The 14,820-nt window shown below is 73.3% G+C and carries 14 protein-coding genes; 7 read left to right on the top strand and 7 right to left on the bottom strand.

What is annotated here, in order from left to right; all coding sequences use genetic code 11:
• Nucleotide 1: 1 nt before the first annotated feature.
• Nucleotides 2–823: a helix-turn-helix transcriptional regulator gene (locus tag ACH4S9_RS19425; RefSeq protein ID WP_311730654.1), complete on the bottom strand. Its 822-nt coding sequence runs from the start codon at nt 821–823 to the stop codon at nt 2–4.
• Nucleotides 824–1,121: 298 nt separating this feature from the next.
• Here ACH4S9_RS19425 and ACH4S9_RS19430 point away from each other — a divergent pair, with 298 nt between their 5' ends.
• Nucleotides 1,122–2,549 carry a hypothetical protein gene (locus tag ACH4S9_RS19430; protein WP_398373227.1) on the top strand — a complete coding sequence of 476 codons (1,428 nt, stop codon included), beginning with the start codon at nt 1,122–1,124 and terminating at the stop codon, nt 2,547–2,549.
• Between the two features lie 273 nt (nt 2,550–2,822).
• Here ACH4S9_RS19430 and ACH4S9_RS19435 read toward each other — a convergent pair whose 3' ends face one another.
• Nucleotides 2,823–3,647, bottom strand: coding sequence for an SDR family oxidoreductase (locus tag ACH4S9_RS19435; protein ID WP_311730613.1), 825 nt, complete (start codon nt 3,645–3,647; stop codon nt 2,823–2,825).
• Nucleotides 3,648–4,042: 395 nt separating this feature from the next.
• On the opposite strand from ACH4S9_RS19435, the gene ACH4S9_RS19440 reads away from it, so the two are divergent.
• Together ACH4S9_RS19440 and ACH4S9_RS19445 are read left to right on the top strand one after the other, a co-directional pair.
• The gene (locus ACH4S9_RS19440; RefSeq protein WP_311730614.1) at nt 4,043–4,468 is read left to right on the top strand and encodes an ATP-binding protein; all 426 of its coding nucleotides are present in this window, start codon (nt 4,043–4,045) and stop codon (nt 4,466–4,468) included.
• A gap of 98 nt (nt 4,469–4,566) precedes the next feature.
• Nucleotides 4,567–5,070 (top strand): hypothetical protein, encoded by a 504-nt coding sequence (locus tag ACH4S9_RS19445; RefSeq protein ID WP_385336594.1) that lies wholly within the window; start codon nt 4,567–4,569, stop codon nt 5,068–5,070.
• Nucleotides 5,071–5,083: 13 nt separating this feature from the next.
• On the opposite strand, the gene ACH4S9_RS19450 is transcribed toward ACH4S9_RS19445, so the two are convergent.
• Nucleotides 5,084–5,935: an NAD(P)H-binding protein gene (locus ACH4S9_RS19450; RefSeq protein ID WP_385336597.1), complete on the bottom strand. Its 852-nt coding sequence runs from the start codon at nt 5,933–5,935 to the stop codon at nt 5,084–5,086.
• Nucleotides 5,928–6,440, bottom strand: coding sequence for a nuclear transport factor 2 family protein (locus ACH4S9_RS19455; protein ID WP_385336600.1), 513 nt, complete (start codon nt 6,438–6,440; stop codon nt 5,928–5,930). The genes ACH4S9_RS19450 and ACH4S9_RS19455 overlap by 8 nt, the downstream gene beginning before the upstream one ends.
• 138 nt (nt 6,441–6,578) lie before the next feature.
• On the opposite strand from ACH4S9_RS19455, the gene ACH4S9_RS19460 reads away from it, so the two are divergent.
• The 3 genes from ACH4S9_RS19460 to ACH4S9_RS19470 all read left to right on the top strand — a co-directional run bounded on the left by ACH4S9_RS19460 (nt 6,579) and on the right by ACH4S9_RS19470 (nt 10,669).
• On the top strand, nt 6,579–7,196 hold the full coding sequence (locus ACH4S9_RS19460; RefSeq protein ID WP_385336603.1) for a TetR/AcrR family transcriptional regulator: 618 nt from the start codon (nt 6,579–6,581) through the stop codon (nt 7,194–7,196).
• Between the two features lie 142 nt (nt 7,197–7,338).
• The gene (locus ACH4S9_RS19465; protein WP_398373232.1) at nt 7,339–9,423 is read left to right on the top strand and encodes a SpoIIE family protein phosphatase; all 2,085 of its coding nucleotides are present in this window, start codon (nt 7,339–7,341) and stop codon (nt 9,421–9,423) included.
• A 121-nt stretch (nt 9,424–9,544) separates the two neighbouring features.
• Nucleotides 9,545–10,669, top strand: a complete 1,125-nt coding sequence (locus ACH4S9_RS19470; protein WP_311730620.1) for an asparaginase — start codon at nt 9,545–9,547, stop codon at nt 10,667–10,669.
• Between the two features lie 55 nt (nt 10,670–10,724).
• Here ACH4S9_RS19470 and ligD read toward each other — a convergent pair whose 3' ends face one another.
• A complete protein-coding gene (gene ligD / locus ACH4S9_RS19475) occupies nt 10,725–11,729 on the bottom strand; it encodes a non-homologous end-joining DNA ligase (RefSeq protein WP_385336610.1) in 1,005 nt (334 codons plus the stop codon).
• A gap of 241 nt (nt 11,730–11,970) precedes the next feature.
• Between ligD and ACH4S9_RS19480 the strand changes: the two genes are divergently transcribed.
• On the top strand, nt 11,971–13,032 hold the full coding sequence (locus tag ACH4S9_RS19480) for an ATP-dependent DNA ligase (RefSeq protein WP_398373235.1): 1,062 nt from the start codon (nt 11,971–11,973) through the stop codon (nt 13,030–13,032).
• Nucleotides 13,033–13,135: 103 nt separating this feature from the next.
• On the opposite strand, the gene ACH4S9_RS19485 is transcribed toward ACH4S9_RS19480, so the two are convergent.
• Nucleotides 13,136–13,840 (bottom strand): dienelactone hydrolase family protein, encoded by a 705-nt coding sequence (locus ACH4S9_RS19485; RefSeq protein ID WP_311730623.1) that lies wholly within the window; start codon nt 13,838–13,840, stop codon nt 13,136–13,138.
• A gap of 22 nt (nt 13,841–13,862) precedes the next feature.
• Nucleotides 13,863–14,648, bottom strand: a complete 786-nt coding sequence (locus ACH4S9_RS19490) for a SigB/SigF/SigG family RNA polymerase sigma factor (protein WP_385336617.1) — start codon at nt 14,646–14,648, stop codon at nt 13,863–13,865.
• Nucleotides 14,649–14,820 lie beyond the last annotated feature (172 nt).

Genomic DNA, 14,820 nt, shown 5'->3' on the forward strand with positions numbered 1-14,820 from the left:
GTCAGAGCTCCTTACGCAGTTCGGCCAGGATGGGAATGGTCTCGCCGACCGGCTCGGCCTGGACGGCCATCCGGTCCAGCACCTCGAGACAGGTGACGACCTCGCCCGGCTGGTCCACGTAGACCGCGCCGGTCACGCTCTCGGTGTAGACGACGTCGGGCAGTTCGGAGAATCCGAACCGGAAGTAGTGCAGGGGACCGAAGGCCCCGGGGTGCGGGCCCGCCGCGAACCGCATGATCTGAAGCCGGACCTTGGGCGCCGCCAGGGCCTCGACGAGATGGTCGATCTGCCGGCGCATCACCTCGGGCCCGCCCACGGGGCGGCGCAGCGCCGTCTCCTCCAGGATGGCCCAGATGGCCGGGGCGTCCGGCTTGGAGAGCAGGCTCTGGCGCTTGACGCGCAGGGCGATCCGGCGCTCGATCTCCTCGTCCGTGTGATTGGGAAACCCGGCGCGCAGCACCGCGCGGGCGTAGTCCTCGGTCTGGAGCAGACCGGGGACGTAGTGGGGTTCATAGGCGCGGATGACGGTGGCCTCGCTCTCCAGGCTCACATACGCGCTGAACCACTCCGGCACCACATCGCGGAACTGGTGCCACCAGCCGGGCTGGTTGGCCTCCCGGGTCAGATCCAGGAAGTCGTCTATCTCGGGGGAGGGGACGCCATAGGTCCGCAACAGCTCCTTGACGTACGGGATCTTCAGGCCGACCTCGGCCTTCTCCATCCGGCGCACCGTCAGCGGGGTGACCTCGACGGCCCGGGCCGCCTCCTCGAACGACACCTTGGCCCGCTCCCGCAGATGGCGCAGGCGCTTGCCCAGGACCATGCGTAAGACGGTGGGGGCGGCGCTCCCCGGCCGTGCCTCACTCACGTCCTGCCTCCCGGAATCACCGTCATGTGGGTGCAGTGTGCCACGACCTGATAGCACCGGACAGAGCGATGCGGATCGTTCTGAAATTATCAGGACGAAGGTTGCGAGCTGAGTCTGTCGGCGCGCATAGTGGGCACGTGACCCATCTCACGCACCACGGCTGGTGCCCTCAACCGGCCTTGTCCGATAAGGCGTTACGGGTACTCAGCAGCTCCGCACCGCGCGGCCCGGTCCCGAGCGGCCCGATCCAGGAGTGGCCCCGGTGACCCGCGGCGCGGCGCCGGGCACCCGGCACCAGGGCTCGCCCCCCAACCAGGCGCTGGCCGCGGCCCTCAGAGAATCCGGCTGCTCATACGCCTCACTGGCGCTGCGCGTCAATGAACTGGGCCGCTGTCAGGGACACTCCTCCAACTACGACAAGGCGTCCGTCACCCGCTGGCTCCAGGGCGGCCAGCCCCGCGGTACGACGCCCGAACTGATCGCGGCCGTGCTCTCCCACCGGCTCGGCCGGCCGGTGGCCCCCGCCGAGCTCGGCTTCATCCCCGACCGACAGCGCCCGGTCGTCGCAAGGGCGCTGGCCTACCGGGAGGACGTGGCGGAAACCTTGCACACGCTCGCCGAACTCGGCTCCACCGACATATCCCGCCGCAGCCTGCTGGGCGCGGTCCCCTTCGTCGCCGGCGCGCTGGTGACCCCGCAGCGCGAATGGCTGCTGTGGCTGGTCGAGAACCAGGGCACCGCCGGCCCGGCCGCAGGCGATCCGGCCGCGGCCGCCGACGCCGGCCGGATCGAGCAGGTCCGCGCCGCGATCAGCATGTTCGACGAGATGGACAACCGTTTCGGCGGCGGCCAGGTCCGCGCCAGCATCGTCCTGTATCTGTCGACCGAGGTCGTCCCCATGCTCCAGCGGCGCGGCGTGGCCACGGGTGAGCGGCGGGAACTGTTCACCGCCGCCGCCAAGCTGGCCGCGATGGCCGGCTGGAGCAGCTACGACAACGCCGAATACGGCCTGGCGCAGCGCTATATGACCCAGGCGCTGCGGCTGTGCGCCGAAGGCGGCGACCGGGTCCTCGGCGGCCAGATCCTGGCCGGGCTGTCCCATCTGGCCACCAACCTCGGCCAGCCCCAGGCCGGGGTCGAGCTGGCCCGGGTGGGCGTGGCCACGGCCAGGAACGCGGGCAGCCCGCTGGGGCTGATGCGCCTGCACGCGATGGCGGCCCGCGGACACGCCGCCCTCGACGAGCCCCGCGAGGCCACCCGCGCGCTGCGCGCGGCGGACACCGCGCTGGAGGCGAGCCGGGGCGCGGAGGAGGAGTCGGAGTGGGTCCGCTTCCTCGACCACCACTATCTGGCGGCCGAGGCCGCCCTGTGCTTCCGCGACCTGGGCAGCGCGGCCGAGGCCGAGCGCGCGGCGGACAAGTCGGTGCGGGCCAACGGCGACCGGCGCCGCCGCCAGGCCATCAGCCGCTCGGTCCTGGCCACCGCGCATTTGCAGCAGAACCGGCTCGACGAGGCCATCGGCACCGCCGACGCGGCGCTGAGCGCGCTCAGCGGTGTGCACAGCGAGCGCTCGGTCCAGGCCCTGCGCGACTTCCGCGGCCGGCTGCGGCCGCACCGCGGCGAACCCATGGTCCGCGACTTCGAGCTCCGGTCCCGGACCCTGCTCGGCGCTGCGGCCTGAGGCGCGTCCCACGCGACTCCCGCCCACAGCTCCTTCCGGGCTCCACCGCCATGCGGCCCGGAAGGGGACCTCGCCCGGACCCTGCGCCGCCGGGGGTGCGCAGGGACGGGCGCGGCCCACTTCCCGGCAGCGCCCGAACCATGGGCTCTGCCCCTGGACCCCTGGGTCCGGGGCAGCGGCCCCGCGCGGCGCGGCCGCATATCGACAGGCCGCGGAGGTGTCTGGCGGACCTTTCCCCGGCCCGCCGCGGCGTCAAGATCCGCCGGACAGGGCCTAATACCCCTCCGGGGTCGGCGCGTTCTGGGCGCGGTCGACGGGGAGATGCGCGCCGGAGACGCCGCTGGCGGCGTCCGACAGCAGGAACGCGACGACCCGGGCCACCTCCTGTGGCGCGACCAGCTCGCCCTGCGGAAACTCCGCCGCGAACCTGGCGAACGCCTCCGGCTCCGCGCCGCGCATCCGGTCCCAGCGCTTCCCGGGGATGAGCATCGACCCGGGGGAGACGGCGTTCACCCGGATGCCGTCGGGCCCGAGTTCGCGGGCCAGCGAGGCGGCCAGGTGGATCTGGGCGGCCTTCGCCGCGCCGTACTGGGCCTGCGGTCCCGGCTTCCAGCCGGATATGGACGCGATGACCACGACCGATCCGCCCCCGGCCGCGCGCAGATGCGGCGCGGCGGCCCGCACCAGCCGGGCGGTGTGACCGACGTTCAACTCCCAGGTGGCGGCCCAGTCGTGGGCGTCCGCGTCCTCCAGACCGCCCCCGTGCGCGCCGCCCGCACAGGCCACCACGCCGTCCAGACCGCCGAAACGCGCCGCTGAGGCATCGACGAACGCCTCCAGCCGTCCCGCCTCGACGACATCGAGCGCCCGGCTGAACAGAGCATTCCGCTCCGGCCCGCGCAACGACCGTGACAGGGCGGCCAGATCGTGCGCCGTCCGTGCGCAGGTTGCGACCGCCGCGCCATCCGCCAGCAACAGTCGTACGATCTGCTCACCCAAGCCCCGGGTGCCTCCGGTGACCACGATCCGCTTGCCATTCACCCCGGACCACCCCGCAGGCCAGGGCTGATGCCCGCGGTCCTCACTCGCGCTCGCCACGCCCGGACCGTACAGTCCCCGCGGTGTGCGACCCGAACCACTACGCCCGTACAACCGAACAACCCCCGTGCCCCCTCGCCGACCGGACCGTCCAACCGTTTGTCTACGTGAACGGTGACTGACGCACGTCCCGCGCTGTCTTCGAAGGAGGATTCCATGCCGCAACCCGGCACCCACCGTGACCGGGCCGCAGCCGCCCGCGGTAGTCGGCCCCGGTGGGTGGGCCGAGGGGCGCGCACCCCCCGCCCCCGGCGAGGATGCCGCGGTGGGGGCCGTCGGCATGCGCTTACCCGCTTAGCAGGGCATCAACCACCCGCGGCGCCGGGCGCGTTACGGGCGCGCCGGGCCCACGGGGCAGGGCGGGCGGGGCAGGCTCGACAGGCGGTGAGGGGCCGGTGATCTCCTTGGCGACCCGCCGCTTCTTCCGGGCCGAGTTCCCGGCCCGGACCGACCGGGCCTTCGCCGTCCGCCGGATGCTCACCGCCTTCCTGAAGTACTGGAAGCTCGACCAGGCCGTGGACAGCGCCGTGCTGGCCACCAACGAGCTGTTCGCGAACGCGGTGGAGCACGGCAGCAGCGGCCCCGACGACACCGTCACCGTCACGGTGGGTGTGGAGCCCGCCGGGGACGAGCTGCGCATCGAGGTGGCCGACGGCTCGCCGGTCCCGCCGGTCTTCCGCGCGGCGGCCGAGACCGAGGAGTGCGGGCGGGGGCTGGCCATCGTCGACGGCCTGGCCAGCGCCTGGGGCACCGATCCGCCGGACGGGGACGGCGCGGGCAAGAAGGTGTGGTTCACGCTGGCGCTCGACCGGGCGCGGTAGCCCCGGCGGCAGGACGGGCCGACGGGGAAGTGGCAGAGCGCGGGGCCTCCGGGCAGCGGTGCGGACAGCGGACGGGACAGTGGGGGAGCGGAGGCGCTATGCGTAGGCCAGGCACCGTGGAGACCGGCGCGGCCGACTGGCTGCTGTCGTCGACCGGCGAGGAGCCCGGCCGGGTGCGCCTCCAGTGGGCCAGCGGCGACGGCCTCGCCGACCTCCCGGTGGGCCCGCTCTTCGATCTGGTCCGGATGTCCGACGACGTCGGGTTCGCGGTGGTCCAGGAGCTGCGGGGGCGCGACGCGGCGATCGGCCCGGTGATGCTGGCCACCGCCAGCCATGTGCTGTCGTTCCTCGTGCCGCCGGGCTCGGCCCGGGAGTGGAAGGCGTGGCTGGAGGGGACCGGGTACGGCCGCCGCCGCGCCGTGGCCGCCGCCGGGCCGGGCCGGGTGCTGCGCTGCCCCCGGCCCGGCTGCGTACGGCAGGGCCACATCTGGCTGGTCGTGCCGGGCGGCCCGCTCACCGACAGCCGGGTGTTATGGGCCGCGCTGCGGGACAGCGCCCCGCCCCGGCCCCGGGACCGCGCCTCGTACGCGCTCTTCCGGTAGTTCCGGCGCGCGCTCAGGCCCAGGCCGCGCGGTGTTCGACGGCGAAGTCGCGGAAGGAGCGGGGGGCGCGCCCGGTGACCCGGAGCACCGTGTCGGTCGTGCGGTCCTCCGCGCCGCGCCGGATGTCCTCGTCGAGCCCGGCCAGCATGGCGGCGAACTCCTTCGGGTATCCCGCGTCGGTCAGCCGCCCGGCCAGGGCCGCGGTGTCCACCGCGACATGGCGGACGGCCCGGCCGGAGACCTCGGCGATGATGCGCGCGGCGTCGCCGTAGCCGATCGCCTCGGGCCCGGTGATGATGTGCGCGGTGTCGTGCGGCCGTTCGTCCAGGAGGGCCCGCGCCGCGACGGCGGCGATGTCGCCCGCGTCGACGAAGCCGACCCTGGCGTCCCCGGTGGCGGTGACGATCTCGCCGGTCGCGCGGATCGCCTGGGCCACCGGGTGGTCGCGGGTGAAGTTCTGCATGAACCAGGAGGGCCGCAGCACCGTCCACTCGGGCGCGGTCTCCTGGACGAGCCGGTGCAGCGAGCCGAGCCCCGGCGTCTCGGCGGTGACCGCGGAGGAGCTGAGCAGCACCACGCGCCGTACGCCCTGGCGGACCGCGTCGGCCAGGAACGGCTCGACCAGCGACAGCGGCTCGGCCTCCGCCACCGGGGCGATGAGGTACAGGTGGGTCGCCCCGCGCAGCGCCGCGGCGTGGGTGGCCGGGTCGCGCCAGTCGAACCGGACGGTCTCGTGCGGCCCCGCCGCGGGGGCCGGGCGGCGGGCGGCCGCCCTGATCCGGGCGCCCCGCGCGGCGAGAAGCGGCAGCAGCCGGGAGCCGGTGTTCCCGGTCGCGCCGGTGACCAGGACGGTGGGTTCAGCCATCGGCCCGGCCCTCCGCGTACGCGGCGGTCAGCTCGTCGAGGATGCCCAGCGTGTGGCCGGCGGCGAGCGGGTTCCAGTAGTCGCGGTAGGCGGTGATCTCGCCGTCCTCGACCGTGATGAAGGCGACGTACGCCATGCGGTACGGGCGGCCGGTGCGGACGGCGACGCCCTCCACCGCGAACTCGACGATCAGCGTGTCCGGGTCTTCGGTCCGGTGTCTGACGTCATGGGTCACCGTGCGCACGTCCAGATGGTCGGTGTAGTCGCGCACATACTCCCGCACCGCCTCGCGCCCCTCCAGCCGGCTCGGCCGGCCGGGCGGCGCGAACGGGAACTCCATGGTCCCGTCGGCCGCCCACAGATCGGCGAACCCGAGCATGTCGTGGGCGAGCAGCAGTTCCTTGGCCCGGTCGAACACCTCGGCGGCCGTACGGGGGGTACGGGGACGGGGACGGTCCGCGGGATCGGGCTGCCCGGTGGGGGCGGTCCGGTGGGTTGTCTTCATGAGCGAGCACCCTCGTGAGTGAGCTGTGGAGCAGTGATGGAGCAATGATGGAAGGGTCGGACGGAACGGTACCGTTCCGTCGTCTTCCCGAGCGTAAACGGGACGGGACCGTTCCGTCCATCTGTTACCCTCGCCCGTATGCCTGAGCCGACCCGACGCGCCCCGAGCGGCGCCGCCGCCCTGCGCGCCGACAAGACCGCGGCCATCGGCGAGGCCGTGCTCGACGAACTCGCCGAACACGGCTACGGGCGGCTCTCGATGGAGGCCGTGGCCAAACGGGCCGGGGTCGGCAAGAGCGCCCTGTACCGCCGCTGGCCCTCCAAGCAGCACATGATCATCGCGGTCGTCTCCGAGCTGAGCGTCGAGCGCCTGGAGGCCCCCGACACCGGCTCGCTGCGCGACGATGTGCTGGCCCTGCTGCGCTCGGTGGCCGACTGGCTCACCCATCCGCGGTTCTCGCGGATCTTCCCGGACCTGATCGCCGAGGCGCACCGCGACCCCGCGCTGGCCGAGGCGCTGGCCAGGAGCGTCGGCGAGCCGCGCCGCTCGCGCGCCGTCGTGGTCCTGGACCGGGCGGTGCGGCGCGGCGAGCTGCCCCCGGACACGGACCGCGAGACGGCGCTCGACCTGCTCGCCGCGCTGGTCCACTGGCATGTGTCCGTCCGTGGCGTGCGGCCCGACGCCGACTATCTGGAGCGCACCACCGAGACCGTGCTGCGCGCGCTGTCCGCCCGGCCGCGGCCCGTCACCCCCTGAACGCCCGCCGCGTGACCTGGGTGTGCGGGCCCGCGCCCGGAGAGGTATGACAGAAGAAGGGCACTCCGGAGGCCCGCCCGGCCGACCGTTGGTGCCACGTCGGCCCGCCCCTGCGTACGGGCAGCGGGAATGAGGTGCCGGGATGACTGCGCAAGACCGCCCGCGAGGGGACGGCGAGGCGGTGGCCCCGGCCGACCTGGCCGCCGCCCCGGGAGGTCTCCTCGATCTGCTGCGGGTCGCCGCGGTGGTGCTGGACAGCGACGGCCGCATCGCCCTGTGGAGCCCGGAGGCCGAGCGGCTGCTGGGCTACCGCGCCGCCGAGGCCCTGGGGCGCAACGCCGCCCGGCTGCTGGTCGACCGCGAGAACCGGCGGTCCGCGGCGGAGCTGTTCGCCCAGGTGCGCGCGGGCAAGATGTGGGCGGGGGTCTTCCCGGTCCGTCACAAGGACGGCGGCGCCCTGCGGGTGGAGTTCCGCACCATGGGCCTGCGGGACTCCCGCGGCGACGCCTACGCCCTGGGGCTCGCCGCCGACGAGGGCACCGTACGGCAGCTGGAGACCGACCTGGCCGTCTCCGGCTTCCTGGTCGAGCAGTCGCCCGTGGGCCTCGCCGTGTTCGACACGGACCTGCGGTGGGCCCTGGCCAACCCGGCCCTGCGGAAGATGAACGGCCTGTCGCAGGAGCGGGTGCGCGGCCGGCGCCTCGCGGAGATGTTGCCCCACATGGACACCCGGGCCATCGAGGCCGCGATGCTGCACGTCATGGAGACCGGGCGGCCGCTGCTCGACCAGCAGACCGTCGGCCGCACCCCGGCCGACCCGGACCACGACCACGCCTGGTCGGAGTCGTACTACCGGCTGGAGGACCCCAGCGGGCGCGTCCTGGGCGTCGCGATCTCGGTGATCGATGTGTCCAGACGCCACCGGGCGACCAGCGAGATCTCCGAGGCCCGCGAGCGGCTGGGCCTCATCGCCGAGGCCGGGGTGCGCATCGGCACCACCTTGGACCTGCGGCAGACCGCCCAGGAGCTGGCCGATGTGACCGTGCCCCGGCTGGCCGACCTCGCCGCCGTGGATGTGCTGGACGCCGTGGTGCACCGCGAGCCCATGGCCCGGGTGGGCACGGACGGCTCGGCCCGCTTCCGGGCGCTGGCCGTGGCGGCGGGCTACCCCACCGACGCCGTGCACGCCGCGGACCCGGTCGGCGAGATCGCCCGGTACGACCCGAGCCGCATGATCACCCGCTGTGTCCGCGAGGCCCAGCCGATCTTCGTGCCCCAGGTGACCGACGAGGACCTGCGCCGCATCGCGCGGGACGAGGCGGCCACCGCCGTGCTGCGCAAGGAGGGCGTCCACTCCTATCTCGCGGCCCCGCTGATCGCCCGCGGCAGCGTGCTCGGCACCCTCAGCCTGCACCGCACGATCAACGACCGCCCCTTCGACGAGCAGGACCTCACCCTCGCCTGCGAACTGGCCACCCGCGCCGCGCTGTGCATCGACAACGCCCGGCTGTACGCCCGGGAGCGCGACGCCGCGCTCACCCTCCAGCGCAGCCTGCTGTCCCAGCAGCCGCGCGACCTGGACGGCCTGGAGATCGCCTCGCGATATCTGCCCGCGGTCAGCGCGGCCGGCGGCGACTGGTTCGACGTGCTGGCGCTCAAGGACGGCAAGGTGGCCCTGGTGGTCGGGGACGTGATGGGCAAGGGCATCCACGCCGCCGCGATCATGGGCCAACTGCGCACCGCCACCCGGGCCTTCGCCCAGCTCGACCTGGCCCCCGCCGAACTGCTGCGCCACCTCGACGACATCACCACCACCCTGGGCGACTCCATCGCCACCTGTCTGTACGCGGTCTGCGACACGCGCAGCGGCCGGTGCCGGATGTCCACCGCCGGCCATCTGCCACCGGTGCTGGTGCCCCCGGGAGGACAGGCCGAACTCCTCGAGATGCCCAGCGGCGCACCGCTGGGCGTGGGCGGCGTGCCCTTCGCCCCGGCCGAGTGCGAACTGTCGCCGGGCACCCTGCTGGCCCTGTTCACCGACGGTCTGGTCGAGAAGCGCCACCAGTCCATCGACGTGGGTCTGCGCACCCTGCTGGAGCTGCTGAGCCGTCAACAGGGCCCGCTGGAGCGCACCTGCGACCAGGTGCTGGCCGCCCTGCACGGGGCGCCCGACGACGATGTGGCGCTGCTCCTGGCCCGGCTTCGCGCCCCGGCCCCAGGAGGGTAGGAACTCCTGGCGCGGACGGCAATCCCCAGTTCACGATCACCGAACGCCCGGGAAACATGTATGCGGAAAGTTTCCGTCCGCCTGGTTCACATCACCCCCGGCCGAGGAGACCATCCCACCGATGCGCAAGCTCACCCGCCGCTCCACCGTGCTGCTCACCCTCATCTCCCTCGCCCTCGGCACGACCGCCTCGGTCGCCGGAGCGGAGCCCGACAAGAAGCCCCTGCCGAAGGTCGCCGTCATCGGCACCGGCGGCACCATCTCCGGCGTCAGCAAGAGCCGGGTGTCCTTCCAGGACTACGAGTCCGGGAAGCTGCCGGTGTCCAAGCTGGTCGACGACCTCAAGCCGGAGGTGGACACGGTCGCCGACGTCTCCACCGAGCAGTTCGGCAACAAGGGCTCCAGCGGCTACTCGATCGCCGACTACCGCAGACTCACGGCCGCGGTCGACAAGGCGCTGAAGACGAACGACGGGGTCGTGGTCACCACCGGCACCGACACCATGGAGGAGTTCGCGTACTGGCTCGACCTGACCGTCCGCAGCGACAAGCCGGTCGTCCTCACCGGCTCGATGCGCCCCTGGACGGTGATCGGCACCGACGCGCCCGCCAACCTCTACAACGCCATCCACCTGGCCGCCAGCTCCAAGACCACCTGCTACGGCACCGTCCTGATGCTCAACGACCAGATCCAGGCCGCCCGTGAGGTCCGCAAGACGGACGCGCTGCGGATGGACACGTTCACCAGCGGAGCCAGCGGCGAACTCGGCGTCGTCGACCAGGACAACATCCGGCTCAACCGCGCGCCCGCGCGCGTCCAGCAGTGCGGCAGGAAGTCCTGGCAGACCCCCTTCGACCTGGACAAGATCGCCGAGAAGGGCCTGCCCAAGGTCGAGATCGCCTACAGCTACCAGGACGCCGGCGGCGAGGCGGTCAAGGCCTTCGCCGACGCCGGGGCGGACGGGGTGGTGACCGCGGGCACCGGCGCGGGCGGCATCTCCCCGCAGATGTCCGCGGCGCGCAAGGAAGCCGTCAAGAACGGCGTGCTCTTCGCCGCCACGACCCGCACCGGCTCCGGCGCCGTCTACGACACAAACACCGACGGCGTCATCGGCGCCGCGGACCTCACCCCGCAGAAGGCCCGGCTGCTGCTCCTGCTGTCGCTCGCCGCGACGCACGACCAGAACCGGATCCGCGGCTGGTTCGCCACCCTGGGCACCGCCGAGTTCACCTCCCCCAAGAGCTGATTCCGAAGCTGTGAGGGGTGTGGCCGTCCGGCCACACCCCTCACTTCTCGGTGCGTCACTTCTTGGCGCGGCTCGGCTGCACCCGCTTCGGCTCGCCCTTCACCTTCGGATGCTCGGGCGGATACGGCAGATCGCCCAGGCCGTGCTCCCGCTCGTCCCGCTCGGCCAGCTCCAGCGCGGCCTCCAGCCGACAGGGCTGCCCTTCCATGTCGGCGTGCACATCGCCCAGTTCCCGGAACCGCACCGGCATGGTGGCCAGGTCGAAGTCCTCCGGCCGGGCGTCCGGCACCTCCTCCCAGCGCAGCGGCGCCGAGACCGGGGCATCCGCCCGGGGGCGTACGGAATAGGCGCTGGCGATGGTCCGGTCGCGGGCCGTCTGGTTGTAGTCCACGAACACCTTCTCGCCGCGCTCCTCCTTCCACCACGCCGTGGTGATCCGCCGTGGCGCGCGCCGCTCCAGTTCGCGGGCGATGGCGATCGCGGCCCGGCGCACCTGGGTGAACGTCCACACCGGCTCGATGGGCACGAACACATGCAGCCCGCGGCCGCCGGACGTCTTCGGCCACCCCCGCAGCCCCAGCCCCTCCAGCACCGGCCGCAGCTCCCCGGCCGCCCACACCGCGTCCTCGTAACCGGTGCCCGGCTGCGGGTCCAGATCGATCCGCAGCTCGTCGGGGTGGTCGGTGTCCTGACGCCGCACCGGCCACGGGTGGAAGGTCAGACACCCCAGATTCGCCGCCCACACCACGGCCCCGGCCTCGGTGGGGCAGATCTCGTCCGCGTGGCGCCCGCTGGGGAAGGAGATCCGCCCGGTCGGAATCCACTCGGGCAGGTTCTTCGGCGCCCGCTTCTGGAAGAACGACTCGCCCTCTACGCCGTCCGGGTAGCGCTCCAGCATCGTCGGCCGGTCCCGCAGCGCCCGCAGGATGCCGTCGCCCACCGCCAGGTAGTAGCGGGCGACGTCCAGCTTGGTGAAGCCCCGCCGCGGAAAATAGACCTTGCCGGGGTTGGTCAGCCGTACCGTGCGCTCGCCGACCGTGAGCTCCGCCGTCTCTCCCATGACCCCACGCTAGGGCCTGTCGTCAAAGGGGGCGACCGGCCGCGAGCGGCGTCTGGCGCGGTGGATCGCAAGGCGGAGCATCGTCCTCGTACTGGGCGTACTTGGACGATGCGACAACGCAGCGAGGCGCCGTGCCAGGCGTCGGGAGCAGGACGCCCCCTTTGACGACAGGTCCTAGGCCCGCGCGCCCCCGGCCACCTCCCGGCGGGCGCGCGGCCCGCGAGGGACAGACAATCGGGGCATGGACCTTCCGGTCATGCCGCCCGTGGAGCCGATGCTGGCCAAGTCCGCGGCCGCCATCCCGCCGGGCATGCGGTACGAGGCGAAATGGGACGGCTTCCGGGCCATCGTGTTCCGCGACGGGGACGAGGTCGAGCTGGTCAGCCGCTCGGGCAAGCCGCTGACGCGCTACTTTCCGGAGCTGGTCGACGCCCTGCGCGCGAATCTGCCGCCGCGCTGCGTCCTCGACGGCGAGATCGTGATCGCCCGCGGGGGCCGTCTGGACTTCGACGCGCTCCTGGAACGCATCCACCCCGCCGCGTCGCGGGTGCGCCACCTCGCCGAGGTGACCCCGGCGAGCTTCGTCGCCTTCGACCTGCTGGCGCTGGGCGACGAGTCCCTGATGGACACGCCCCTGCGGCAGCGGCGGGACGCGCTGACCGAGGCGCTGAGCGCCGCCGCCGACCCGGTCCACACCGCGCCCTGGACCGATGACATCGAGGTCGCGGAGCGGTGGTTCCAGCAGTTCGAGGGGGCGGGCCTGGACGGCGTCATCGCCAAGCGCCCCGACCTCGGCTACCGGCCGGGGGAGCGGGTCATGGTCAAGGTCAAGCACGAGCGGACCGCGGACTGCGTGGTGGCGGGCATGCGGCCGCACAAGTCCGGCCCGGTCGTCGGCTCGCTGCTGCTGGGCCTGTACGACGCCTCGGGCCGGCTCCAGCACGTCGGCGTGTGCGGCGCCTTCTCCATGCGGCGGCGCCAGGAGCTCATGGCCGAGCTGGAGCCGCTGCGGATGGACTCCTTGGGCGGGCACCCCTGGGCCGACTGGGCCGGCGAGGAGGCGCAGACGCGCGGCCGGATGCCCGGCGCGCCCAGCCGCTGGACCGGCGTCAAGGACCTGTCGTGGGTGCCGCTGCGGCCGGAGCGGGTGTGCGAGGTGGCGTACGACCATATGCAGGGCGACCGCTTCCGCCACACGGCCCGGTTCCGCCGCTGGCGGCCCGACCGCGAGCCGCACGGCTGCACATACAGCCAGCTGGAGGAGCCGGTGCGCTACGACCTCGGCGAGGTGCTGGGCGGCTGACGCACACTCAGCGCCCCTCGGCGCCCCCTCCGTGCCCCCCGAGCGCCCCGGCCGTGCTCCCCCGTGCGACCCGGGGGCGTAACGCGTGTGCCCTCGGGTGCGCTCAGGGCCGCCGGGGGGACCGCCGGGAGCCGCCCGGGCCTCCGGCGGGGGCGGCGGTCATGTCCAGGAACCAGTCGCGGGCCGCCGCGGCCGCCTGGTCCAGCGTCCCGGGCTCCTCGAACAGATGGGTCGCACCGGGCACCACATGCAGGGAGTGCGGCGCCGCGAGCATGGCCGCCGCCTGCTCGTTGAGCCGCAGCACCTCACGGTCCTCGCCGCCCACCACCAGCAGCACCGGGGCGCGGACCCGGGAGAGCGCGCCGCCCGCCAGATCGGGCCGGCCGCCCCGGGACACCACGGCCCGCACCCGCTCCGGCCGCTCCGCCGCGGCCACCAGCGCCGCCGCCGCGCCCGTGCTGGCGCCGAACAGCCCGACCGGCAGCGCGGCGGTCTTCGGGTGCCCGCCGAGCCAGTCCACCGCCGCCACCAGGCGCCGGCCCAGCAGGGGGATGTCGAAGCGGTGCTCGGCGGTGATCGCGTCCACCCGCTCCTCGTCCAGGGTGAGCAGGTCGAACAGCAGCGTCCCCAGGCCCGCCCGCTGAAGCACCTCGGCCACCGCGCGATTGCGCGGGCTGTGCCGGGAGCTGCCGCTGCCGTGGGCGAAGGCCACCATGCCGCCGGACCCCTCGGGCACCACCAGGTCGCCCACGAGCATCGCGCCGTCCGCGGCGATGCGGGCCGTCTCGTCCTCGGGCTCCGGGGCCATCGGCCACCTCCTCCTGCGCGGCTCAGGCATGGGCCAGCAGGCCCTGCCTCAATTCGCTGTACAGCCGGGAGAGCCTGCGGGAGATGTGCATCTGCGAGAAGCCGAGGATCTCGCCGATCTGGCTCTGCGAGAGGCCGACGAAGAACCGCAGATACAGGACGTAACGGTCCTGCTCCGAGAGGTGGGTGATCAGCGCCCGGAGCGCCTCCCGGTTGACGACGCGCTCGATCGCCGCGTCGTCCGCGCCCACCGTCTCGGCGAGCAGCCGCTCCTCGGCACCCTGGACGGCGGCGTTGAGGGAGAGCGGGGTGCACGAGGCGCTGGCCTCCAGGCCCGCTTTCACATCTTCCTTGGGCATGCCGGTGCGGGTGGATATCTCGGTGATGGTGGGGGCGCGGCCGCCGAGTTCCTGTTCCAGCGCGTCGCGCGCCGAGCGGGTGCGGGAGCGGACCTCCTGGATATTGCGGGGGACGTGCAGCGTCCACAGATAGTCGCGGAAGTGCCGCTTGAGTTCGCCGGTGATGACGGGGATCGCATACGAGGGAAATGCGTGACCGAGGTCGGGGTCGTAGCGGTCGACCGCCTTCACCAGGGCGAGCGAGGCGACCTGGGTGAGGTCTTCCATATTCTCGCCCTTATTGCGGAAACGCAGCGCCAGGCGTTTTGCCACGGGCAGCCAGGCGCAGATGATCGCCTCTCGCAGGGCGTCGCGCTCCGGTCCCGGCCGCAATCGGGAAAGGCGAGCGAAGTCACCGTCGGTATCGGGAGTGTCGTCATGGCGCCGGTGGCGAGTCGCGGTTGCTGACATGGTCACTCGTCTCCGTGGTCCGATGTCACATCCAGCCCGCGGCACATGAGGTTCGCTGATGTCCCGCTTGCTCGGCCTCCCCCGGCTGTCGCCGGGAGATACCCCCTTTGTGGTTGATCGAATTCACGGTCGCCACCAGATTCGCACGGTCCCGAATGCCTCGCAATTCGGC

The sequence above is a fragment of the Streptomyces sp. NPDC021225 genome, assembly GCF_044332865.1.
In the GTDB taxonomy this organism is placed as follows: Bacteria; Actinomycetota; Actinomycetes; order Streptomycetales; family Streptomycetaceae; genus Streptomyces.